22 protein-coding genes and 2 pseudogenes are annotated in these 22260 nt (G+C 67.3%); 5 read left to right on the top strand and 19 right to left on the bottom strand.

The features are described from left to right. Positions 1 to 442 precede the first annotated feature (442 nt). The 5 genes and pseudogenes from ACGFYH_RS35245 to ACGFYH_RS35225 form a co-directional block, all read right to left on the bottom strand. Positions 443 to 784: an Lsr2 family protein gene (locus ACGFYH_RS35245; RefSeq protein WP_393807248.1), complete on the bottom strand. Its 342-nt coding sequence runs from the start codon at positions 782 to 784 to the stop codon at positions 443 to 445. Positions 785 to 889: 105 nt separating this feature from the next. Then, positions 890 to 1105, bottom strand: coding sequence for a hypothetical protein (locus tag ACGFYH_RS35240; RefSeq protein ID WP_362755699.1), 216 nt, complete (start codon positions 1103 to 1105; stop codon positions 890 to 892). A 5-nt stretch (positions 1106 to 1110) separates the two neighbouring features. Beyond that, a pseudogene (locus tag ACGFYH_RS35235) lies at positions 1111 to 1308 on the bottom strand (peptidoglycan-binding protein); the annotation flags it as partial. A 75-nt stretch (positions 1309 to 1383) separates the two neighbouring features. Then, positions 1384 to 2160 (bottom strand): annotated as a pseudogene (locus tag ACGFYH_RS35230) (N-acetylmuramoyl-L-alanine amidase); the annotation flags it as partial. 62 nt (positions 2161 to 2222) lie between these two features. Then, entirely contained in the window at positions 2223 to 2582 is a 360-nt protein-coding gene (locus ACGFYH_RS35225; protein WP_393807247.1) for a hypothetical protein, read from the bottom strand. A 183-nt stretch (positions 2583 to 2765) separates the two neighbouring features. On the opposite strand from ACGFYH_RS35225, the gene ACGFYH_RS35220 reads away from it, so the two are divergent. Continuing rightward, complete coding sequence (locus ACGFYH_RS35220; protein ID WP_393807246.1) at positions 2766 to 3086, top strand: hypothetical protein; 321 nt, start codon at positions 2766 to 2768, stop codon at positions 3084 to 3086. Beyond that, positions 3074 to 3451 carry a hypothetical protein gene (locus ACGFYH_RS35215; RefSeq protein WP_393807245.1) on the top strand — a complete coding sequence of 126 codons (378 nt, stop codon included), beginning with the start codon at positions 3074 to 3076 and terminating at the stop codon, positions 3449 to 3451. The genes ACGFYH_RS35220 and ACGFYH_RS35215 overlap by 13 nt, the downstream gene beginning before the upstream one ends. A gap of 46 nt (positions 3452 to 3497) precedes the next feature. Here ACGFYH_RS35215 and ACGFYH_RS35210 read toward each other — a convergent pair whose 3' ends face one another. From ACGFYH_RS35210 to ACGFYH_RS35170, 9 genes are all read right to left on the bottom strand, one after another. Continuing rightward, positions 3498 to 4829, bottom strand: coding sequence for a glycoside hydrolase family 6 protein (locus ACGFYH_RS35210; RefSeq protein WP_393807244.1), 1332 nt, complete (start codon positions 4827 to 4829; stop codon positions 3498 to 3500). A 20-nt stretch (positions 4830 to 4849) separates the two neighbouring features. Next, positions 4850 to 7027 carry a hypothetical protein gene (locus ACGFYH_RS35205; RefSeq protein WP_393807243.1) on the bottom strand — a complete coding sequence of 726 codons (2178 nt, stop codon included), beginning with the start codon at positions 7025 to 7027 and terminating at the stop codon, positions 4850 to 4852. A gap of 123 nt (positions 7028 to 7150) precedes the next feature. Beyond that, a complete protein-coding gene (locus ACGFYH_RS35200) occupies positions 7151 to 8245 on the bottom strand; it encodes a hypothetical protein (RefSeq protein ID WP_393807242.1) in 1095 nt (364 codons plus the stop codon). Between the two features lie 6 nt (positions 8246 to 8251). Further along, entirely contained in the window at positions 8252 to 9184 is a 933-nt protein-coding gene (locus ACGFYH_RS35195) for a hypothetical protein (protein ID WP_393807241.1), read from the bottom strand. Continuing rightward, the gene (locus ACGFYH_RS35190) at positions 9181 to 10095 is read right to left on the bottom strand and encodes a phage distal tail protein (RefSeq protein ID WP_393807240.1); all 915 of its coding nucleotides are present in this window, start codon (positions 10093 to 10095) and stop codon (positions 9181 to 9183) included. The genes ACGFYH_RS35195 and ACGFYH_RS35190 overlap by 4 nt, the downstream gene beginning before the upstream one ends. Then, positions 10092 to 15056 (bottom strand): phage tail tape measure protein, encoded by a 4965-nt coding sequence (locus ACGFYH_RS35185; RefSeq protein ID WP_393807239.1) that lies wholly within the window; start codon positions 15054 to 15056, stop codon positions 10092 to 10094. Before ACGFYH_RS35185 ends, ACGFYH_RS35190 begins: the two co-directional genes overlap by 4 nt. Before the next feature lie 59 nt (positions 15057 to 15115). Further along, positions 15116 to 15304, bottom strand: a complete 189-nt coding sequence (locus ACGFYH_RS35180) for a hypothetical protein (protein ID WP_393807238.1) — start codon at positions 15302 to 15304, stop codon at positions 15116 to 15118. A gap of 143 nt (positions 15305 to 15447) precedes the next feature. Then, entirely contained in the window at positions 15448 to 16035 is a 588-nt protein-coding gene (locus ACGFYH_RS35175; protein WP_393807237.1) for a hypothetical protein, read from the bottom strand. 5 nt (positions 16036 to 16040) lie between these two features. Further along, positions 16041 to 16538, bottom strand: coding sequence for a hypothetical protein (locus tag ACGFYH_RS35170; protein WP_393807236.1), 498 nt, complete (start codon positions 16536 to 16538; stop codon positions 16041 to 16043). Between the two features lie 242 nt (positions 16539 to 16780). Here ACGFYH_RS35170 and ACGFYH_RS35165 point away from each other — a divergent pair, with 242 nt between their 5' ends. Beyond that, complete coding sequence (locus ACGFYH_RS35165) at positions 16781 to 17893, top strand: hypothetical protein (RefSeq protein WP_393807235.1); 1113 nt, start codon at positions 16781 to 16783, stop codon at positions 17891 to 17893. A 14-nt stretch (positions 17894 to 17907) separates the two neighbouring features. Here ACGFYH_RS35165 and ACGFYH_RS35160 read toward each other — a convergent pair whose 3' ends face one another. Next, on the bottom strand, positions 17908 to 18789 hold the full coding sequence (locus ACGFYH_RS35160) for a GNAT family N-acetyltransferase (RefSeq protein WP_393807234.1): 882 nt from the start codon (positions 18787 to 18789) through the stop codon (positions 17908 to 17910). A gap of 202 nt (positions 18790 to 18991) precedes the next feature. Between ACGFYH_RS35160 and ACGFYH_RS35155 the strand changes: the two genes are divergently transcribed. Both ACGFYH_RS35155 and ACGFYH_RS35150 read left to right on the top strand, forming a co-directional pair. After that, entirely contained in the window at positions 18992 to 19210 is a 219-nt protein-coding gene (locus ACGFYH_RS35155) for a hypothetical protein (RefSeq protein ID WP_393807233.1), read from the top strand. 113 nt (positions 19211 to 19323) lie between these two features. Beyond that, positions 19324 to 19971: a hypothetical protein gene (locus ACGFYH_RS35150; protein ID WP_393807232.1), complete on the top strand. Its 648-nt coding sequence runs from the start codon at positions 19324 to 19326 to the stop codon at positions 19969 to 19971. On the opposite strand, the gene ACGFYH_RS35145 is transcribed toward ACGFYH_RS35150, so the two are convergent. The 4 genes from ACGFYH_RS35145 to ACGFYH_RS35130 all read right to left on the bottom strand — a co-directional run bounded on the left by ACGFYH_RS35145 (position 19968) and on the right by ACGFYH_RS35130 (position 22152). Continuing rightward, positions 19968 to 20891, bottom strand: a complete 924-nt coding sequence (locus ACGFYH_RS35145) for a hypothetical protein (protein WP_393807231.1) — start codon at positions 20889 to 20891, stop codon at positions 19968 to 19970. The genes ACGFYH_RS35150 and ACGFYH_RS35145 overlap by 4 nt on opposite strands. Before the next feature lie 159 nt (positions 20892 to 21050). Further along, positions 21051 to 21551 carry a hypothetical protein gene (locus tag ACGFYH_RS35140; RefSeq protein ID WP_393807230.1) on the bottom strand — a complete coding sequence of 167 codons (501 nt, stop codon included), beginning with the start codon at positions 21549 to 21551 and terminating at the stop codon, positions 21051 to 21053. Next, on the bottom strand, positions 21548 to 21778 hold the full coding sequence (locus ACGFYH_RS35135) for a hypothetical protein (RefSeq protein WP_393807229.1): 231 nt from the start codon (positions 21776 to 21778) through the stop codon (positions 21548 to 21550). The genes ACGFYH_RS35140 and ACGFYH_RS35135 overlap by 4 nt, the downstream gene beginning before the upstream one ends. A gap of 5 nt (positions 21779 to 21783) precedes the next feature. After that, positions 21784 to 22152 (bottom strand): HK97 gp10 family phage protein, encoded by a 369-nt coding sequence (locus tag ACGFYH_RS35130; RefSeq protein WP_393807228.1) that lies wholly within the window; start codon positions 22150 to 22152, stop codon positions 21784 to 21786. Positions 22153 to 22260 lie beyond the last annotated feature (108 nt).

The following is a 22260-nucleotide window of genomic DNA, read 5'->3' as shown; positions in this document are numbered from 1 at the left end:
GGCCCTGCCTTCATGCGCGTACGACCGCAAGATCACCCGACCAGGAACTCCGTTCGACTTGCACGTTCCAAGATCGGTTGAGATACGGCTTCTCAGCCGATGGCGGGACATCAACCTGACAGGCTGGGCGACGGTGTGCCATCTCGCCGGTGATATCACCGCTGTGATCCACGCCGGGTCGAGACGGCCAGGCCATGCGTGATCGCGTGCGCGCAGCGAGCCATGTCCCGAGCACAGCCACCACTGCCCTGCCACGCCACTCGGGAAACGCCTGTTCTTGCTCGGCGACCGGTACGGCGGAGAGCGAAGAGATAGCGCCTTCCGGAACGAAGATCGACCACAGGGCCGCTCCGGGGCTTCGGGGACGACCTGGGCGCCTTCATTGAAATGCCGAATGCATGGTGACCCCACAACGGCAGGGGCACCACGCATTCGGCGCGAATCAGCGAGCCTTTGCGTACGCCTCGCGGACGGCAGCCGGGACACGGCCGCGATCGCTGACCTCGAAACCGTTGTCCTTCGCCCAAGCTCGGATTGCCGACGAGTCGTCCTTGCCGGCAGCCGATGCCTTGGACTTCCCCTTGCTCTTCGCGGCACCGCGAATCCGGCGAGCACCGTCGGCGTGGAGATAGGGGTTCAAGATCTCAAGGAGCTTCTCGTAGTTCTCATCCGTGAGGTCGATCTCTACCCCAGCTCCGTCGATGAGGATGCTGTGCGTGGCGATCTCCGACGATTCCTCGCCGGTCAAATCATCCACATATGTTGTGACTACCTTCTGGGCCATGAGGGGGATCGTAGGCCACGTTCAGGTGCATCCCGCAATCGCAAGTAGTCGGGGTCAGGTCTGCTATTTGTCGAGAGCGTCACGGAGGCGTCGGGTTCTGAGGTTTCAGTCCTTGTTGGCGTACGGAGGTTCGAGCAGCAGAGCTCGGTGGGTCTTGCGGTCCTCGACGCGCTGGATGGCTTCCCCGGTGCCGAGGACCGCGGCGACCAGGGCAAGGATCAGGCCGGTCGGCAGGTCCTGCACGTAGTAGGCGATCAGAGACAGTGCCGCGGCGGCGATTGCGTAGAGGCGGGTGCTGTGGGCGTGAATGAAGTCGATCAAGGTGATCAGTTCCCGTAGGCGAGTCGGTGCAGGAGGTCCCAGCCGCGGCGGCCGATCGAAGGATCGTTGGGGCGGCCGGAGGTGAACAGGTTGTGCTTGCGGTTGAAGCCGGCCACGGCCTTCTGGGTCTGCGGGCCGTAGTTGTCGGAGGACGGCACCGAGCGGTCGAGCCAGCCAGTGTCCTTCAGCGCCTGCTGAAGGCTCTTCGCCGAAGGTGACGTGCGGCCCGGAGCAAGACCGTTCGGAAAGGGAGGTGGCACAAAACCGCCGGCGGGTGCCTTCTTGGGGAGCGTGAGGCGCTGCCCGGGCTGGATGACGTACGGGGCCGTGATCTTGTTGGCCTGAGCGATACGCTCCCAATGGATGCCGAGCTTCTTACCGATGTTGGACAGCGTGTCGCCGTTCTTTACGACGTAGGTCGAGGCGCCGTCTTCCGAGGAACCGCCCGAGCCGCCGGTCGGCGTGGACTTCAGCCGTGCCGCTACCCGGTCGCGCAGCCACCCCATCGTGAAGCCCTTGGGGTCGACCTTCCCGGGCTGCCACTCCCGGTGACCGATGACGCTCGCAGCACTCCAGCTGTGCACCCGGCACAGTGCCGCGGCCGCGCGCTCGATCGCGTCGAGTTGGGCCTTGGGCCACGGGTCCTGACCGTCGCCGAGGTTCTCGCACTCGAAGCCGTAGAAGTGCGTGTTGCCGTCCATATCGGCTTCGTTCGCCTCCGGCAGTGCACGCTCCGCGATCACCGCCTGGAGAACATCGCCGTCGCCTCGGCCAGCATGGTTGGTGCGGCCATGCCCGATCAGATGCACGGTGCCGTCCTTGGCGATCATGCCGTGGCACAGAGGCCCCGGCAGACCCTCGTAGCCGCGCTCCACGATGCCCACGGTGTTGTTCGTCCCGGAGGTCACGGTGTGATGGATCATCACCCCGCGCACCGGACCGAACGGACCCTTGTGATTCCTGTTGTGGGTTCTCCATCCCGGCCTCTCCACCACACGCACGCCCTCGGCGCGAAGTGCGGAAACGAGACGGTCGGCACTGGTAGGTGTCGCCACTCGGCGCTCACTGTTCTCCCCGCGCCCGAGTCAAGACTCAAATCCCCTTGAAACAAGCCCCGTTACGGGACAGCGCCCCGCGACGCGAGCCAAAGCTGCAGAGCCATCAGCAGGACCGGCGAGACAAACGAGCTGAACACCAGCCGTCGCGTCGCCATAGCCTGAACCTGGTCCTCCCGGCGCTGCTGCTCGGCGCGCTCCGTCGTCTGATCGTGCTCTCCGCGCAGTCCAGCCAGCCCGGCCTCGATCTGACTGATGCGCTGATCAACAGCCCGCTGATCAGCCCGGTACACGTCCTCGGTGACCACCTGGTCCAAGCGGGCGGCGAGCTGGGCGAGATCACCGCGCAGATCCTCACGCAGCTGCGAGACGGCACGGTGCAGCTCCCACAACGTGGGCTCGGCACTCGGTGGCACGGACACCGCGATCCCTCCTGGCGGGCCCGCACCCGTCTTGATCGTACGGGGCCCAAGGAACGTCGAAGATCCAGCCAAGTCGGCACCCATCGAGGCCAGCACCTTTAACAGCCGGACGGCATGCGCGGCCGGCGGCTACCGTCCCTCTCAGCGGAAACCTAGGGTGGGTCAGTGACCTTGATTCCAGAGATGACCACATGCAGCGGATGCCGGGGTATCGCCGACGCTTGGTGGCGCCACGGTATCGCCGATGAAAAGAGCCAACTCGGGCTGCGGGAATTCGAGTTCTACGAACACATCAAGGACGAGCATCCGGCGTTCACGCTCATGAGCCTGGACGGGTGCCGCACCTGCGCGGAAGCGGTGACGATGGCACAGTTCGTGCTGCCCGGCATGGCTACGTACCGGAAGAACGGGGACTACGTGGATCCGGCCGAACTCCACTTCGTGCGGCACGCACTGGAGCAGACGGCGGAGTCGTCCGGGAAGGACATCGGATGGGTTCGCTGACCAGTGGACACGCGTTCACCGCCTACCTGTACCACCAGTCTGCTGCGGCTGGTCATGAGTGCTCGCCGGACAGAGGCCACGAATACCGCGTCACTGTGGAACTCACGACAAAGGTGACCGACGCCAGCGACGACGATGCGATGGTCCTGCGGACGGTAGTCGCCGAGCTCGAGCGTGACCTCCAGTACCGGGAACTGGGGCGGCTTGGCCATGAGGCCAGGCCGAGCGCGGACCGTTTCGTTCTGGCCCGATGGGTTCACGCCACGATCACTCAGCGGTTGGCGGACACCCCCGACGCCCACCTTCGTGTGGGCGTGGAATGCCCAGGCGAAGGCCCGCAACCCGCCACCTTCCCGACGATCTGATTCTTGGAGCACCTTGGGGTGCGTCGTCGCGCCTCTCGCTGATGATCTATCGCCCGTCGATGAGGCTCTCCGCAAGGAAGGGCGAGAACGTACCCGCGGGAACATCCGGAGCGGTACCGCACATGCCGTCGGAGTCGCCAGGAACCTTGATCCACAGCAGGTACTCGGCTCCGCCCACGCCTATGGAGGAGGGCACTCCGAGGCGACGGCCGCCGGGGTTGCAGTAGTCGACGTGCTGCCCGTTTCCGTCCATGGCACCGTTGCCGTTGCGGGAGGTGTCGATGACGAAGCGGACGCCGGGAGCACCGAGTGCTGCGAGCGACTCAGAGACTTGATGTCCGTACGTGCAGGACACGTCGGTGGAGTCATAGTTCGCCACCCCGATTGCGAAGCCCTTCGTCCGGGCTGCCCCAGCCGCTGCGAGTCGGGCGGCCATCTCGTCGGCTCGGATCCACGTGGCGTTGCCGCCATCCAGGTAGGACCGCACGAGGGGACGTGAGGCCAAGGCTTCTGCGGCGTAGGCGACCAGCTGTGTGCGTTCAGCGCGTGACGCCTCCGTGGGCAGACTGCCGATCTGGCTGAGCGAGTCGGGCTCTACGATCACGAGAGCCGGCCGTTCACCGATGCCGGCAGCGAAGGCATCCACCCATGCCCGATACTCCTCGGGGGACTTGGCGCCACCGCTGGACTGCCCACCGTTGTCGCGGTTGAACATGTTGTACGCCGTCAGGATGGGCAGCCGACCCACGGCAGCGGCGGCCGTCACGTAGGCGTCGACATCAGCGCGGACATCCTTGTTCCAGTCGCCGAACCATTTGGCTGCCGGACGTCGCACCAGGGCCTGAGCGATCTTCGCTGCCCGCGGATCGTTCCCGTTGACAGCCGCCCACCGTGCGGCATTGGAGTCCGGGTCGACGTAGAAGCCCTCGCGGGCAGTGGACGCCGTGAGCCGCACATCGTTCAGGCGCACGGTGACGGCGGTTCCCTGACCGAACTGGAAGCTCACCTGCCCGGCTGTGGTGTCGATAGTCGACGTGAAGGAGAACACGACGTGCGTGTCGACCGCGGGCAGCGTCACCGTCTTGTCCAGGACGGCGGTCCACGGGTCCGCGCCGAGCCCGACCTGCGCCCGAAGAGCGGTTCCGGACTGGCTGGCGCTCGCGGTGAAGCTCAGCGTGTACGTACAGTCGGAGCGCAGGATGACGTTGTCCTGACCGAAAGGTGCATCCCAAAGGTTGACGGCGTCCGTAGTGGCGGTGGCCTCCAGTCCGCTGCCCGGCGCGGCCAAGGTGACCATGGCCGGATTGCCGGACCACCAGCCGGTGGTGCCGTCGGCGAACGTGCCGTTGATGACGAGGTCTCCGTACAGTGCGGCCACGAGTAGCTCTTCTCCTTTGGTTACTTGATGAAGGTGACGCGCAGCCGCGGCGGATGGCCCTGGCCGATGCCGTCGAACATGCCGTACGAGGTCTTATTGGTGGTGTTCGGGTCGATCGCAATGCCCCGGAACTTCGTCGAATCGAAGATCGAGGTGATGTCCACCCAACGGCCGCTGGCCCGCGCCCACTTGGTGACGGTCTGCGAGCCGGATTGGTCCGCGGAGAACTTGCTCGGACGCGAAGCGTGGCCGTGGACCTTGAGGACAGCGGTGCCGCCGGAGGCGTAGTACCAATGGTTGGCGTACAGATACACCTCGACCTTGACGAGTTTCGCGCCAGCAAGGTCATTGGCGAGGCTCCCGCCGAATCCCACCAGCGCGGCCTGGGTCCCGTTGTTCGCCGAGAAGTAGCCGGCCACCATGCGGTTGCCGTAATACGAGTTGTATCCGGACCGGTTCGCGTAGCTCCCCGACCAGGACGCCTTGTACTCGCGCTGCACCTTCACCGGCGGGTCGGGAACGACGGCGCCGCCCGTGTTGTAGACACCGGTGTCCGGCGCTTGCTCGCCGACGTCCTCCACGCTCAGCTGCCCCAGGCGGCCTTTCGCCCCAGTCAATGTGACCTGCTGGCCCGAGGGGGCGCCGCTGTCGCTGGTGAACGTCAGCAGCAGCCGGTTACGTCCGGGCCGGATCAGGTCGTTCGGCGCGCACGGGCTGATCAACTCCAGTCGAGCCTCGCGCCGGGTCGCCGTCAGCGGATGCCGTGCTTCCTGCAGCTGGGGGGAACTGATCAAAGGAGCGGAGGCATAGCCGCTGCGCAGCCGCAGCACAAGGGAACCTCCGGTCTGGGAGCATTCCGCGGTGCCGCTGTAGACCACGCGGTACATGCGGCCTTCCTCGGCGTCGAAGGCCAACTCGACGTAACCCATCTCGGTTCCGGTGGTGGTCTTCACACCGGCGGCCATCCAGTCCATCGCAACGATGCCGCGCGGCCCGTCATACAGGTCAGTCAGATCGTCGCCTCCGATGGTGACCTTCCCTGCGACGTTCAGGTCCTGGAACGAGGCATCACCCGTCGAGCCGATCGCGGCGACCCTGGTCGTCCCGTCCCGCAGAGTCAGATAGTTGGCCTGCCCGGAGACGAGCGAGACGACTTCCTCTCCGTCTTCGTCGTACAACCGCAGCCCCTGGGGGCCGAGTTCAGCCCGGGCCCCGCCGGTGGCGTCGCCGAAGATCGTGTGCGCCTGCGCGTTGTCGAACACCACCCAGCCCGCCGTGGCAGCGGATGCTTCGAGGCACAGCACCGCCCGCGTCGTGCCCTGCGGGGCGGCCACCTGACCGGTGATGCGCTGCCACACCCCCGGCACATAGCTGGTGGTCTCCGCGACGCCGTAGCCGAGGACCTCGCCCGTGCTGTTCTCCCAGCGCGCGAGGATCTTCACCGCTTTGGCGGCGAGGTCTTCCGAGGCCAGCACATCGACACCGAGGAACAGCTGAGACGCGGCGAGGACAGGCACCGTCGCCAGCGGCAGCGTCCAGTACGTTTCCGCTGCAGCGGTGCAGTCGAGACGGATCCCGACACCCGTCCGGTTACCGAGAGCGAACGACCACGCCGTGCCGCCCGCCGCCACCGTGTTCGCCGTGGACGCGCCCTCGAACCCGGGATCCGGCACCAGGTTCGTGCCCTGACCGACCGCGATGTGGTCGGGGGTGACGGAGCCGACTGCCAGATGCGGGGTGGCGATGGCACCGACGGCGATGTGCCCCTGCTGAATGACCTGCTGCCCCAGGTCACCCGAGACCGCGCGCCGCGCCGACGCTCGGACAGCATCCGAGGGGGCACTGGGGATGCCGGAGGTGTTCACGGCGATCAGCCGCACCCACAGCGGCCCGTAGTGGTTCACCGAGATGGTGACCGAGGCACCGGAGGCAGCCTCGATCGTCGCGGTCGGCCACCGAGGGTCCGCCTGCATGCTCGCCGACGTCAGCACATGGACCTGCACGCGGGACAGATCCAAGGGCGCGGCATCCACGTCCGCGAAAGCTCCGTCCCAGGTGACCCGTAGCCCTCCAAGGGCCGGCTCCACTTCGGGCATGGACGGGACGGGAGGGCGGGGCCCGTTCACGGCGATGACGCCGCTGGTGCCGTCGGGCTGTTGGCCGATGACCGCGCGCAGGGAACCGTTCTCGTCGTACACGTCGACGGAGCCGTTCTCGAGGCTCGCGTTCGCGAGTTTCGGCGCCCGGATGGCTGTGCGCAGCAGCTTCTCCAGGCGGGCAAGCCGGGTACCTATGTCAGTGGGCAAGAAGGTGTTCCTTGTTCAGACGGCGGTGGCGTACTGGTGGGCGCCGGACGGTTCGAGGCGGAGGGTGGCGGTCTCCCCGGCATCGGTGTCGGGGCGGATCGTGTAGCCGGTGATGCGGCACCAGCCGGACCACGAGCCCCACTCATCGCGGACCGTGACCTGGACGTCGTCGCCGATCTGCCACGACCCGATCCGTGCGGCAGGATGGTCGCGGACCGTGATCTCCTCGACGTGCCCGAGGTTCTGCCGCCACGCTCGCTCGGCCCGCGCCCGCTGAGCGAGCACGTCTTTGCCGCGCACCTCGGGTAGTTCGAGGACATGCTCCAGTCGCAGCCGCTTGTTGCGGACGGCGTCGATGGCGCGCTGCTGAGCTCGGCCCTCGCCGGCGCCGGTGGCGATGACGACCTGCGCGTACTCGTCGGCGCTGTACGTGACCGGAGTGGAGGTGGTGATGTTGGTGTCCGTGGAGAACGCGATGTCCGTACGGCGCGCCCCAAGGCGGGGATAGCCGATCTGGATACGGCGCACCGGCCGCCGATTCGCGTCCCACCAGGTGGTGCAGGTGTAGTCCGGTGAGTCCGGTGCCTTCACCAGATCGTCGAAGAGGTCACCGAGGACCGGGGTTTCCCACCAGTTCGAGTGCCACGGCTCTGCCGGTGTGCCCACCGTCGCCTTCGACGTCGTGCCGTCCACAGTGATGTTCAGACTGCCGTCGGGGATCGACTGCGCGTACGACACGATGTCCCGCATCACCCTGCACGCGTCGGTGTTCACGTACGGGCCGCGGCCGCCGAGCTCACCGTCCAGGTCATGACGCTTGTGCAGATAGGAAGACCAGCCCGCGGCCTCGATCCGCATCGTGCTGCCTTCGGGCTCGGCCTGCCAGATGAGGCCTCCCCACCGCAGCAGCCCGTTCCGCTCTGCATACAGCAGGGTGTTGCCTCGGTTCTTGGTGAGCTCGGGATGCGACGACGCCAGCCGGGGTGACAGGGAGCCGATCAGCTCTCCGGGCCCGTTCAGTTCGGGCCCGAACTCCACTCCCTTCAACGGGAGGTCGTGGGACAGCCACTGGCCCGTGAGGGCGTCCTGGGTCAGGTACCGGTAGGCCACAGCAGGTCACACCGGGCCTTCGGTGAACTCGATGTCCGCGATGATCGACGTACCGCCGTCGACGCCGAGGTCGCCCTTCCAGTCCTTCGCCATCCGCGCCTGCATGTACAGCGTCTGCGTCGTGCCCCGGTACGAGGCGGGCAGGGTGATGGTGTCGGCGACCACAGCGGTGGACCGGCGAACGACCTTGCCTTGGTTGTCGTCGACGACGGTGTCCTGGCCTTCGATGGTGCCGAAAACCGGCTGCAGCTTGCCGTACAGCGAGTCGTAGTCCATCCGCAGCCCGGCAAGGGTGATCGTGAGGATGAGCTTGGTCGCCCAGTCCGGCACGGGTATCTGCCAGCGCGCCTCGGGCGGCCAGTTGTACCACTTGTCGTCGTCCTTCCAGGCTTTCGTCAGCTTGGTCGGATAGGCGGTGTAGAGGGTGCGCTCACGGCGCGGGTTCGCGACCCTGCGCAGGTCGCGGATCATCCCGGCCGTCACCGTGCCGGTATTCGCCGGCAGGTCAATGCGGGCCAGCGCCACCCCCGTCACCCCCTTCGGCGGCGACGACGTCGTGGAGGACACGTTGGGAATGACGTCGAAGAAGTTGATCGCGTCCTTGGCCGGGTCCAACCCGCCCTCGAACTCCGGGTCTTGTACGCGCAGCACGATCAAGTCCGAGCGCGGCGCCGCACCAGCGGGCGCAATGTCCACAGTGGCGGTGCCGATGTTGTACGCCGTGTACGACCCCTGCCACGTCGACGCCTTCCCCCGCACCACCGCAGAGCCATCGCTGACCTGCACACCACCCCCCGGCACGGGCAGCGGCATCACCTTCAAGTCCGCGGCCTCCGTCACACCCTCCGAGCCGCGGGACAGATCCTTGATCATCTGCCGGAACGTTTGAGCACTATGGGTGGCGCCGTTCACGAGCAGCGGGGCCTGGGCGAGCGTCATCGGACGGGGGTCTCCTTCGGATTCACAAGGGTCTTGAAGGCGTCGCGCCATGCCACGGTCAGGCGTGCGGACGCGGTCGGGTCGGATGCGATCCAGCGGATCTCTGACCTTCCAGGGGGCAGCTTGAAGTCGCCCAACGGTGAGGTCGTCGCTACGGTGCCGCCGCCTTGCCGGGTGACGGTGCGCTGACCTGGGCGGGTGTCGATCGTGACGTGCTCACCCGCGGGCACCGTGATCCCCAGGGCGATCTGCCGGCCGCTCTCCACATGCGTGATCACCGGGTTCGTGCACGGCCCGTACACCGTGAGCACAGGGAAGGCGTCGATCGTGCCGTTGTTGGTGACCCAGCCGGGCCGGTTCTGCCCCGACAAGTCACCGTCACTCACACGGATCGGGGCCTGCACGGGCGCGGTGAACCCGCCGCCGGACAGCCAGCCGAGCTTGAGCTCCACGGACTGCTGGGTGTCCGCGTAGAAGCGGGTGTCCGGGGCGGTGAACTCGATATCGAGTGGCACCCATCCGAAGGCCGCGTTCTCCCACGACGCCTCGGCCTTTCGGAGCCGCCCGTACAAGACGCGCACCGGTGCGCCAGGCCACTTGATCCGCAGCGACGTCACTGCCCCGCCGACCGTGCGCACCCGAGGGTCGTCAGCGGCCTCCTCGATCTGGGCCACGATGCGGGCAGCTGCAGCCGGATCGCCCGGTGTCTTTACGCCGCAGTCGATGCGCAGGGTCCGGGCCTCGTACCAGTCAGGGGCCAGCCATACGCCATCAGCGTTGGGCCGCTCCACGGCCTCCCCGCGCACGCCAGGCCGGGCCAGTCCTTCGATCTCAGAGATTGGAATGCTGGTGCCGTGCCCGATCCGGATTCCGGCGAACTCCAGTTGAAAGTCCTTGAGTTCCTGGCTCACCGCAGGACACCTCCGCGGCGGGCCCGGCGCATCTGGTATGACACAGCCGATGCGATGTCGTTGGCGGTTGCTCCGGCGCGGGTGACTTGGATCGTCTGCTGGCCGATCGCCGGCGCCTGGTGCACCACCACGACCTGCGACCGTCCTGCCCCGGCGTCAACCAGGCGCTTGGGCGTGAGCCCGTATCCGAAGCGGTCCGCGGTCTCGGACAGCACAGCGGTCGCCCGGCCGCGTTTCGTGACCGCGTGCGGGATGTACGACTCGGCGCGAGTCTCCGGTTCGGCGAACTTGATCAGCCCGTTCCTTGAGGAGTACACGCCCGGCTCCCAGATACCGCCGTTCGCATACGCCTTCCCGGCGTTCGCCTTCACCAGGTCGGCGAGGAACCGGTCCGCCTTGCTGCCTGTGGCCTTGATCTGGGCCTTGCCCCGGTTGGCGATCTCGATGAGCCGGTCCTCGTCGAGCCCTGCCTTCTCGGCCACTGCGTGAATACCGCGGCCCTTGGCCAGAGCACCGATGAGTTTCACGAAATCGCTGAGCTGGTCCGCGTCGAGCGTCTTGCCCGCCGACTGGGCCGCGCTGTTGGCCTGCTTCGCCTTCTTCTTGTCTCGCACAGCCTGGGCGGCGAGCGCCTCAGCGTTCTCGTCGCCCTGCTCCGCCAGCCGTGCAGCAAGCGCCCCGTACCCGCTGGACGCCAGCTTGGCGAGATTGTTCTGGAACGTCGTGGAGTCCTTGACCGCGTTCTGCAGCTGGCCCGTGTAGTCGCCCAGCGTGGCCTTCGCGGTGCCGGAGAGCTTGGTGAGCTGCGCGGCCATCGACTTGACGTACTTGTTGGAGCCGCGGGCCATCTTGCGGGTGAGAGCGACACCGTCCTCACCCATCTCCTCCAATGCCTTCGCGACATCCGTGCCGGCCAGCCGTGACACGGTCGCCAGGTCGTTGCGCCACGCTGAGGCGGTGCGGACGGACTTGCGCAGGTTCCGCTCGAACATGCCGAGGTCGAAGTGCTCCTTGCCGCCCTTGCCCTTGCGCTGCGACTTGGAGACGACGTCGGACACCGAGAACCCGGAGCCGCCGAGCGGCTGGTACGACCAGTTCGACACGCCGCCGTCCGCGTACCACTCGATGCCGGACGGGTCACCGCCGAGGCGCCGCACGATCTCCTCGGTGATCGCCCGTGACCGAGGCCGCTTCGACCGGCGAAAAGGCACATAGCCCTCCCCGTGCGTCTCGGGCTCACCCCAAACACGCCACGATCCGGCCGGTGCGATCTGCGCGATGTGGTTCTCGCGGACACCACCGTTGGCGTAGTAGTCGATCACCGACCCGCGCGCCTGAGGGGCCTGGATGGCGTCCGGGACACCGTTGGCATCCCGGTCCCAACTGGTGGCCTTCATGAAGACGCCGATGCCGATCGACCGGCCGCTGATGCCGTTGATCGCGCCCTGGATCCGGGTGGCCGCGTCCGTCGCCCCGCTCGTGGGCACGGTGACGGTGACGTTCTTACTGCCCGGCACCTCAGCGATCTTGAAACCGAGATCCTCCAGCTGCTTCCGGGCCTCGCCGGTGGGTGCGCTGACGGAGACCGACTTGCCGCCGGGCACACCGGCGATCTTCTGCTTGACCGCCTCCAAGCTGTCGATCGTCGCCTGCGTCGAGGCGGAGACATTGACGTGCTTGCCACCCGGGGTCGATGCGATCTTCGAGATCAGTGCGTCCAGATCCGTGCGCGCCAGATCCGTGGGGGCGGTGACCTCCACACGGCGGTCCTTCAAGTCCTTGATCTTGAAGCCGAGCTTCTCCAGATCCTCACGAGCATCGTTCGACAGAGTGGAGATCGTGATGGTCTTCTTGTCCGGCTGAGCCTTCAACGCCTGCTGCACGGCGATGAGTTCAGCCATCGCTTCGTCCATACCGGCCGTCTGCAGCAGGATCGACACCTGCGAGGGGACCAGACCGGCGTTGTCGGCGAGCTTCGCCGCCTGCTCGGCGGACAGACCGAAGCCCTCGGCTGTGGAGATCGCCGAATCCCGGGCGGTCTCCATCTGCTTCTGCGCGGCCTGCAGCGCCTCCGGAACGGACTTCCCGCTCGCCTCGGCGTACTGGTAGGCCGCGAGCGCGGCGTCGGCGGAGTTCGTCGACAGGCCCTGCAGCAGGTCGTACAGCTTCTGCCCGTTGCGGGTAACCGTGGACAGCGAGCCATCCATGTTCAGCAGGGACTTTCCGTACCCCTGGGCGTTATCGACGCCGCCCTTCAACGCCTCGGCCGCATCTGACACGGACCGGTTCAGCCGTGCTTCGGCGGCGGACAGGTTCACCGAGCCGCCTGCCAGGATGTTCAGCGCGTCATGCAGGGCGCGGGCACGGGAGTCGGCGTCCGCAGTCGTGTCCGACAGGCGGCGCATCGCGTCGGAGAACTTGCCGAACGGCCCCACCGCATCGGCTGCGGACCGGCCCGCGGCACCGTTCACGTCGGCGAGATCGCGGGCGTCTTTCACCGCCTGCGACATCTCGCCCTTGACGGAGCTGAGGGCCTCCGCGGCGTCGTGAGCCTTCTGGCCCACGTCGTTGTACATGACGCCGCCGCCGCGTACCGGCTCCAAGTTGATCGCGGCGACGTCCTCCATGCGCTTCTGGAGCTGTGCCAGGCCGTCATCCTGGCTGAGGTAGGCATCGGTGAGCTGCCTGATGGGGACCCCGGCCTTCGACATGACGTCGACCAGGCGCTCCTTGCCGTCGAGGACCTTGGTGTCCATCAACTGCTGGGCGGCTGCGGTACGGACGCTCTCCGTCACGGCACCGTTCGACTCGCGCAACGCCTGGGTGAGGCTGCTGATCCGCGACTGGTGCTCGGCCGCCGCCTGGGCGGCCTTCTGCTGGTGGGAGGCGAGCATCGACAGCCCGACCCCCGCGGCGGCAAGCGCCACACCCCACGGCCCGCCGAGTGCACCCATCAGCCCGCGGGCCGCGCCACCGACTCCCGTACCGATCGCACGCGCTACTCCGGTGATCGGCCCGTTCGCGTTGCGGAACGCGGACGCCATCTGCCCCACCACCGGAATGCGGGTCTGCACCACCGCCAGGGCCTGACCGATCCGGCCAATCGACTGCCCTTGCGCAGCCGCAAGGTGCTGCTGGAGACGCATCTGGTCACCGAGAGACCGGTACGCGCCCACGACCGGCCCGGACACCGTCTGGCCGAGCCGCGACATCATGGGAGCGACCCGACGGGCCATGAGCATCGCGATGATCGCCGTCTGTACCGGCCCCGGCAGAGCCCCGAACCCGCGCACCAGGCCGGCCACAACATGCCCGATCGGGACCAACGCGCCCGACACGGTGCCCGCGGCGCCGGAGACCAGGTTCAGTGCGGTGACGATGATGTCGAGTGCGGTGCCGCCCGCATCAGCCTCTTCCGCGACGTCGCTGATGGCGTCAGCGACGGGAGAGACGGCGGAGCCGACGTTGCGCAGGATGTCGATGACGGCACGGCCGCCGTTGATGAGGACGTTGAACCCCGCGGCCGCGGTGTCGAAGGCAAGGTCCTTCAGCGGCCCGCCCAAACCTCCGAGCGATCCAGCGACCTCGTCAAAACCCGCTGAGACGGCCTTGGACACGGACGGGCGGGCCAGCGTGTACAGGTCGTGCACGTAGTCGATGGCGGCCGCCATGCCGGGCGTGGCCGCGGCCATCCCGGAGGTCAGCAGCCGCGTGACCTTCTCCAGCCCGGGTGCGGCCGCCGTGTACAAGACCTGCCCGGTGTTCGAGGCTTGGGTCTTGAGCTGGCTGACCGCACCAGCCAGGCCCTCGGTCTGCGAGGCGGCGATCTCCCCGGCCGCGCCGGTACGGGCGATCGCCGTGTGCATCTGGTCGAAGGACTCGACGCCCTGATGCGCCAGAGCCGACGCACCTGCGAGCGCGGGCTTGCCGACCACGTCGGCGAGGGAACCCAGAAAGTCCTTCTGGGACATGCGGTGTTGGGCCTGCTCGAAGCCCTCGATGACCGTGCGCAGGCCCTTGAAGTTGCCCTGCGTGTCCCATGCCTCGATGCCCAGCTCCGCCAGGCCCCGCTTCATCCGTGCGGTCGGGCGGGACAGGTTGGTGAGCATCCCGCGCAGGGACGTTCCTGCTTTGGAGCCGAGGATGCCGGAGCGGGCCAGCATCGCCACCGCAGCCGACGTGTCCTCGATCGAGATGCCCAACTGGGCGGCGACCGGGCCCGTGTAGGACATCGCGTAGTAGATGTCCTGCAGCCCGCCCGAGGCGGCGTTCGCCGACGCCGCGAGCACGTCGGCGGCACGACCGGCGTTGTTCGAGCTGAGCCCGAACTGGTCCATGACGTCGCCCAGATACCGGGCGGCGTCCGCGGCCGAGAGGTTGTCGGCCGCGGCGAGCTGCATCGCAGCCCGCGCGTTCGCGATGGACGACGTACTGGTCTGGCCGGCCTTGGCCAGCTCCAGCATCGAGTCCGCGGCCTTCGCCGCAGACGTGCCGGGGATCTTGAGGTCGGCGCCGAGCTCGCGGGCCTTCGCCGCGGCCTGCACCATCTCCAAGCCGGACGCATTGGTGACCGCGCCCCACTTGTTGATGGCCCGCTGGTACTCGTTGCCTTCCTTCGCGATCTCCGCGAGACCGGCGACGATGCCGCCGCCGACCAGAAGGCCGCGCAGGTGGTGCGCTTCTTGCCGGGCGCCGAGCAGCCCATGGCGGAGCTGCCGCATCGACGCGTGCCCGTCCGCGCCGACACGGCGCAGCCCAGCACGGGCACGATCGGAGTCACGGGTCAGCGCGCGCAGACCGGTCGACGACCCTCGGGCGCCAGCCCCGATCTGAGTGAGCTGCCGGTTGAGGGTGGCGGTGTCGCGGCCCAGGCCGCGCATGGCGCGGGAGGCCTGCCGGATCTCCGACAGCAGACGGGAGAAGTCCGCTCGCGCCTGAACGCTGAGCGTGTACGACGACACCTGCCGGTGCCCCTACCTCCCCGCGCCCCTTCCTCCTAGCCCCCACCCTCAACCACCCGCTACGGCACGTCGCGGGGCACCAGCCCGATCCGCACCCCGTACCCGTCGGGGCCGTCCGGGACCTGGTCCTGCTCGTGCGCGATCAGCTCACAGCCGGTACAGCGCACGCTCGTCGTGACGTACGCGAACCGGTCACCACCCAGCTCCTCGTCCCACTCAGCAGGCCGGGTTCCACACTGATCGCACACCGTCCGCTGATACGCCACGAACGCCAACGCCTTCGCCCGGTCCAGTTCGGTCCAGCGGCCATCACCCGCACCAAGGAACTGCGAATGCGGAATGCCCCAGCGGTCACACAGCTCAAGTTCAGTACGGAGCTGTACGTCCGTGATCAGCCTTTTCCCAGCTCCACGGTGCTGGTGCGCACGATCTGCTGGGCCTGCCACGCCGCCGCGAACAGTGCGTTCGACTCGGCAACCGGCCACGAGTCGAGGAGATCCTGCGCATCCTCCTCGCTCATGCCCTCCACGACGTTGTAATCGTCGTCCCGCTCAATGTGCGCGGCGGCGATCAGAGCCGCGGGGAACGTCTCCGGATTCCACGCGTCCCCGTCCTCAGCCTGCGCCTCGGTCGGAGGGAACCTCTTGATCAGCCCGTCCAAGATCGGACGCGGCAGCGCCCTGAACGTCAACTCCACCGCGACGCAGTCGAACATCTCCTGCGCGGTCTCGACCTCAGCCTCGGCCTTCGCCGTCGCATCGCTGTACTCGCGACCGTTTTCTGCATCCGCCATGCGGCAACGGGCGAGATCCCGCAGCGTCTCGTCCAGGTGCCGCTTGGCGTCCTGGTCGTCACAGATCACCAGCGTGTACTCGGGCAGCTGCCGGGCGCGAAGCCGGGCCAGCTTGGCCGCCCAGTGCGCGTCACGGGCAACAGCCTTGGCCGGCGGGGCAGGTGCCGTCTTGGTCTCCGTGGCCACCGGCATCACTTCTCGATCTTCGGCGCCGTGGCGGCCGGGACAGCGGCGTCCTGGGTCGGCTTCTCCGTGATCGAGAAGTTCACCGTGAACTTGGCGGCCTCGTTGTCCGTCGAGTAGTTCGGCGACCGTGATCCGATACGGACCGGGAAGACGTCCATCGAGCGGGAGCCGGCGACGTCGCCCTTGCGGAGGAAGACGACCCAGCCGGTGTCGTCCTTCTTCAGGAGCTGCTCGATCTCGTCGGACACCTTGTCCTCGTAGAAGCCGAGGGAGGAGTCGTCGGCCTGATCGGTGCCGGGGATCTTCGACTCGAACGTCGAGCCGAGGTCGGGGGTTTCGATGGCCTGGTTCGACAGAGTCCAGCCATCGATCGCCGCGATCGCATCGGTCAGGTCGGTGCCGGCCGTGAGTTCGGCGCGGGTGGGGACGTGTCCAGTGTCGGCGACGGTCTTGAGCCACAGGACGCGGGTCACTCCGCGCCGGGAGAACTTCTTTACCTGCAAGGTCTGCTGTCCGATTCCGGGACGGCAGCCACACATCCGAGAGGCCCCGTCCCTCGACGACTGTCGGGGAACCGGCCCACACCACGGGGTGGTTGGGCGTCCGCGCGGGGCCTCCGCGGTGAGGGTGCGAGCGCGCTCAGACGAGAACGGTTGAGCGGTGCACGTAGATCACCCTACTGTCGTCGGCTGCAGATCTGCTGATCCCCTCGAAGGCGCTGCAGCCCGCCACCTTGATCCCTACGATGCCGAAGGACACGGCGGAGGGGGCACACGAAATGGCGCGCGACGAAGAGCAAGCGGTAGACCAGGCCGAGCCCGCAGAGGAACTTGCCGAGGCTGACTCGAGTTACGACGACTTCCTCGTCGAAGCCAAAAAGCGGGCAAGTAGCCCAAACCCTCTTGAAATACCTATCTCCGACCTGCTCGCGTTCTGGAACGCTAAGCGACGTCGGCACCGCATCGTCGCGAGGATCGTGGCTGATCTCGCAGCGGAAGGGCTGCAAACCACACCGGATCTTGATGCCCAAAACTCCTGGGAATCAGTGCAGATCACGCGACTCCCACAGGCAGATGCGCCGCCCGGTGAACCGGTCGGCATCAAGATCGGAAGCCTCGAAGCCGCGAAAATCTGGGCAGCAGGCGCAGACCCGGACAACACCTCCGGGACACCGAAAATCCCCAGCCTGAGCCGGGACGCATCCTTGGCCACCGCCGGCTCCATGATGCTGGCATCCCACCTCGACCAGCGTCCCGTCACAGCCGGGAGAGCCCTCGAAGGAGCGGTCAGCTGGCGATCCATTGCCCGCGCTCAGTTCGCGAACCCGCACGCCACGCTCCGGGACGCCATCGTGCCCGCGAAAGAAGTCCAAGCAGAGGATGACCTGCTCAGCGTCATCCCGCAGATCGTCGAGTCAGGGTTCGTATTCGTCCGCGACCGCAAGAACATGCTCACCGGAGTCGTCACGACGGCCGACCTGAGCCGAACATTCGACACACTGACACGCCCGTTCCTGCTGATCGCAGAGATCGAGCGACGCTTGCGGAAGATCATCGACAGAAAGATCGCCGACGGATCCTTCACCCAAGAGGAACTGCGCGCCGCTGTTCAAGGCGAGGGACGCGATCCCGCCGAGAACGCCGCAGACCTGACGATCAGCGAGTACCAGACGCTCCTGGGCTCCACGGAGATGTGGGAGCGGCTCGGCTGGCAAGCCGACCGCAAGATCTTCGTGAAGGCCCTCGACGAAGTACGGCAGATCCGAAACGACATCATGCACTTCGACCCCGACCCCCTGGACACGTCGCCCCTGGTCGGATTCCTCGACTGGCTTCGGCTGCAACACCCCAACGACTAGCACCCGATCACCGCTCAGACACCGACATCGCGTGCGCCCGCCGGGAAGTCGTACACCGTGAAGTCGATGACCGGGCGATACCCGATCCGCTGGTACAAGGAGTTGCTGGTGGGATTCGCCAAGTCCGCGAACAGCAGCACCTCCGCCGCGCCCGCCGCCAGCGCCGCCCGGCTCACTTCAACCGTCGCGGCACCCCCATAACCGCGGCCCCGCAGATGGGCCGGGGTGTAAACGGGAGCCACCCGGATCTGTCCTGCGACCAACGGCGTCGCGCCGGCCATGGAGACGGGGGTGCCGTCCGGGGTCTCCCAGAACGTGACACGTCCATCGGCGATACGAGTGTCAGCCCAGGCGCGAGCGTCTGAAGGGGCAGTTCCTCCGATGGCAGCGACGAACTCGCGGTACCACAGCATGAGTTGAGCGCGGTCCTGCTCTTCCACGACTCGGCCTCGGCCTTCGGGAGCCGGATCCGGCGGGGTGAGTGCGCCGAGGCGGTACAGGCGCTCCCGCTCGTGAAGGGTCGGCGTCAGGCCCGTGTGCCGCGCCCACGCCTCGGCGAACGCGTCGGAAGTGTCGTCATCCGCATTGACGCCAGGAAGGACATGGCCGAGGCCGGCGAGGCGAGCGGCGAGGGCGTCAGCCTCGGCGGGAGTCAGAGGGGTGATGCTCAAGCGGCGGGGTGGGGTGCGGAAGAAGGCCGCACGCACCTCGCCTGCCCGCGCCAGCCAGCCAAGCAGGGGGGCTTCCGTGCCGTACGCGCTTGCTCCGCGGGTACGCAGAGCCTCGGTCACGGTGAGGGGGACGGTGTGTAATGCGGGACGTGAGCGCAGGAAGTCTCCCGCTCGAGCGAGAAACGCCTCGACGTCTTCGGTGAGATGCCAGTCGTCCGGGTTCATGCCCCATGATCCCGCGCGCTGCCAGCGTTCGCCTGCGAATTTCCCCGGCACAGACGGCAGGCGTATGTCCGAAAGACCGGAATCAGGATCGGGGCTTGAGGAACATCGGTGTCAGATCGCGCTTCTGTACGCTCCGTGACGATCTACCTCAGCGGCTGGCTAGGATCACAGTTCACACAGGCTCCTGGGGAGGGACAACGCGATGGAACTGGTACCCGGCGAGTACGTGTTCACCTGCTACGAATGCGACGGCGACGGGTCTGTGCAAGTCATTCGGGGCACTGACGACGATGAACCCGAGCTCGTCTGGGACAAGTGCGACGAGTGCCGCGGCGAAGGAACCGTCAGCTACGACGAGGAGGAGGCGGCAGAAGCCATCGAGGTTGGCCGCACGCCGCTGCGCACGCCTTCCGCTACGTAACGCCTGGTGCACATGTAGCAGCGCGGCGAGCTGGCTGACCGTTTACCGCAGATATGGCGCCCCTGATGCGATAGGAGGGCCGGGCATGTTGACCATCCAGCAGACTGGCGTCCATGGACTGGCTCTCACCCGTTTCGGGACTCGTCGGCGCCCTGGTCGGTGCGGCGGCCTCATACTTCGGCACACACAAGGCACAGGCCAAGGCGATGGAGGACGCCAAGCAGGCCCGCCTGGAGGCCAAGCAGGACGCCGCCGTGGCCGCGCTCGCCGACACGTTCGGTCAGCTCCAGCGACACGTACGAGACGTTCCCCAGGCCCGAGAACGCGGCTTGGACCGCGAGCAGTTGGAACAACTCGCAGCCATCCGGCAGGCATGGGACCAGGAGCTGGAGGACATCATCGGTCCGGCGCGCATCGCCGTTGAGGCAATCCGCAACGAGAAGCTGCGCGCCCTGCTTCACGAGGCCATGGAGTTGATGGACTCGTGGCAGTCCGGGCTTGAGTACGCCTACCATGGGCGGTCTCGGTCCTGGGTGCTGAGCGGCGTGATCAGCCACGCCGTGGCCTGCGTCGGCGCGTGGCAGCGGGAGGAGCGACTACCGGAACCGAGCCTCGCTTTCAAGGAGGCCCGGTCCTCCTTGGAGCTGAAGCGCGAGGAGTGGCAGCACGCCGACGAGGCCGAAGAGGAGTATCGCCGGGAGCAGCGCGCCCAGCGTGAGGTAGCGCGGGCTGAGCCGCCGTCAACCACCCCGGACCCCTAAGCCTTGATCGGGATCCCGGCGACCCGACCCCAGACCAGCAGCAAGCGATTGGCGGCAGGTCCTGCGTTCCCGTTCGGCCACCCGAAATGGGCGTAGAGACGGCTCAGCATCCCAACCACAGCTATGGGTACTCCAGCAAGGTTCTGGGCCGTCTGCTGCGGTGTGGCTTCGATCGTCCCGAAGGCGTCGCCGTGTGTGTGGTCGAGGAGTGCGCCGCGATGGGTGAAGAACTGCATTATGCCGTGCTCCCGGCCGTGGCCGACGGCGCTCATCGTCTGATACGAGAAGGCGCCTAGGCCGTTTCCCTGACCGACGAGAGCTTCAACCAGATCAGTTGCACCTACCGGCTTTGTGGCCTCGGGCCCGGCGATGAAGGGGGCACGCTTGTTGTCCTTGAGGTTCCGCGGGGTCAGGCCGTGACGGCGGGCAGAGTCGACGACGCTCTTGATCTGGGAATCGAGGTGGTCGATGGCTTCCTGAGCCTCGGCGGAGCTCTCTCCGCGCACTATTTCGACAAGGCGCTTCCTTTCCCACAGAGCCACCAGGCGGTCGCTCTGTTGGCGCCGGATGCGTTCGAGAGGCGATACTCCGGGTTCAAGCAGGTGGTAGCACCGGGCGGCGATTTCGATCGTGCTGCGCGCCACCGATGAGGGACCGTAGACGGAGACAGGGCTCTGTGTGCGCAGCAGGATGGCCAGGCCCGCTAGATGATCCATGGCCAGGTTGGCTAGGTGCGCTCCCGTGATGTTGGCGTTGCGCGATGGTTTTGCGGCCCAATCGTCGGTGTACGGCTCGCTTGCTACCTCCAAGGCTGCGGGGGAGCCGGGGAGGAAGCCGTGGTGGGTAGCGAAGTCGTGCGCGAACGGCTCGTGCACCGCGAGAAGGGCGGTGGCCAAGTCGCCCCATGGATCGGAAGACATGACGGCAAGGTACGCGGACCTGGTAGCCCGAACGTACCGATTTAGCGGGCCCTGCTTCACGCCGTCGAAGCTGATCAACGGTAGCCGCCGACGACCCCGGCAACGTCCCGGCTGCCGCCGGAGGGGTCCACGGCGACCCATCTGCCGCATCGCGCCGACCTACGGCTGCCGCATGATCCGACGCCGATGTTCCTCAAGCCCCGGATCCCCCTCGGTAGCGGTAACGCCCCCGCAGTCCGTAGCCGAGAGCTCGTACCGCTGCACCGCCGTCACGACACCATCGTCTGCACCGGCAGGATCCACGCCGTCATCGACGAGCAGCTCCCGCGCCCACACATCCACACCGGCAGCCGCAATCGGATGTACCCACGCGCCTTGCGCCGTACGGCCGAGCAGCGCCCGCCGGACCCGATCCGCGAGCCACTCAGCCTGATCGGTGCGCGCGGCCACGACGGTCACCTGATAGACGAGACCTGCATCCTCCGCCCTGTCCGAGAGCGGCGCTCCGCCGACCGTGCCGCCCTGCGGGTACAGAACCGTGTACGGCAACGGTGCCGGACGCCCGTCGAGGAGCGGTAGGCGGCCACGACCGCACGGCCTGCCAGTAGCTGCGGCCAGCATCCCTTGCAGAGCTTCCGTCACACGGCCGCGCTCGATCACAGGTCACCTCCGGCGAAGTACGCGGCCGCGGGCCCCTCAACGCTGAGCACCCTGTACCGGCACAGACCGAGTGCGTCCCACTCCATCACGCCAGGCGTGGTCAAGATCGATAGGCTCCGCTCGCCGTCTTCGTCGAGGACCTCGGCGACCACGACCGCGCGGGCGAGTAGTCCCCGCTCGTGGTCTGCGAGCACGCCCGCAAGAGCGTCCTCGAGACCGTTGGCCATATCGCTCACAGCGTCCTCGACACCGCACCGCGCAACTCCCGGACAAGGAGCGGGCCGAAGGCGTTGACGGCCGGCCCCAGGTGGGGGAACGGCGGCGTGCTGTAGTGCCGGCCGAGGCTGTCGACGCCGACGAACCCGAACTCCAGCCGCCTGCCCTGCGGTGCATTGGTCCCGACTTCGGCGACGATCACGGGCCCGGCCCGATGCACGTCGGACTGCCACGACGCTCGGTACTTGCCTGTGATCACCCGTGGGCCGGGGCGCCCGGACGCATTGCGCTGCACCTGCACCACCAGCGTCTTCGCCCCGTGCCGCATCGCGACCTCTGCCGCGGACACCGCTTCCTTGCCGCCACGGTTCAACGCCGCCGCCAACTGGGCTGGACTCTGAGAAGCCGTATCTCAACCGAACGTGATCTCTTGATTTCTGCTGGTCAGGCATGGTTTCGCTCGGCGTGAGGGAGGCATGCCGACGTCTTGTGT

It is taken from the genome of Streptomyces sp. NPDC048392 (genome assembly GCF_043200575.1).
Lineage (GTDB): Bacteria > Actinomycetota > Actinomycetes > Streptomycetales > Streptomycetaceae > Streptomyces.
Note: the sequence above shows the minus strand (reverse complement) of the source record. Positions and strands in the feature narration are given on the sequence as shown.

Bases quoted from the DNA above. Each gene is read 5' to 3' on its own strand.
- ACGFYH_RS35245 (WP_393807248.1), bottom strand. From the start codon at position 784: ATGGCCCAGAAGGTAGTCACAACATATGTGGATGATTTGACCGGCGAG.
- ACGFYH_RS35220 (WP_393807246.1), top strand. From the start codon at position 2,766: ATGACCACATGCAGCGGATGCCGGGGTATCGCCGACGCTTGGTGGCGC.
- ACGFYH_RS35215 (WP_393807245.1), top strand. From the start codon at position 3,074: ATGGGTTCGCTGACCAGTGGACACGCGTTCACCGCCTACCTGTACCAC.
- ACGFYH_RS35195 (WP_393807241.1), bottom strand. From the start codon at position 9,184: ATGACGCTCGCCCAGGCCCCGCTGCTCGTGAACGGCGCCACCCATAGT.
- ACGFYH_RS35165 (WP_393807235.1), top strand. From the start codon at position 16,781: ATGCCGAAGGACACGGCGGAGGGGGCACACGAAATGGCGCGCGACGAA.
- ACGFYH_RS35160 (WP_393807234.1), bottom strand. From the start codon at position 18,789: ATGAACCCGGACGACTGGCATCTCACCGAAGACGTCGAGGCGTTTCTC.
- ACGFYH_RS35155 (WP_393807233.1), top strand. From the start codon at position 18,992: ATGGAACTGGTACCCGGCGAGTACGTGTTCACCTGCTACGAATGCGAC.
- ACGFYH_RS35150 (WP_393807232.1), top strand. From the start codon at position 19,324: ATGGACTGGCTCTCACCCGTTTCGGGACTCGTCGGCGCCCTGGTCGGT.
- ACGFYH_RS35145 (WP_393807231.1), bottom strand. From the start codon at position 20,891: ATGTCTTCCGATCCATGGGGCGACTTGGCCACCGCCCTTCTCGCGGTG.
- ACGFYH_RS35135 (WP_393807229.1), bottom strand. From the start codon at position 21,778: ATGGCCAACGGTCTCGAGGACGCTCTTGCGGGCGTGCTCGCAGACCAC.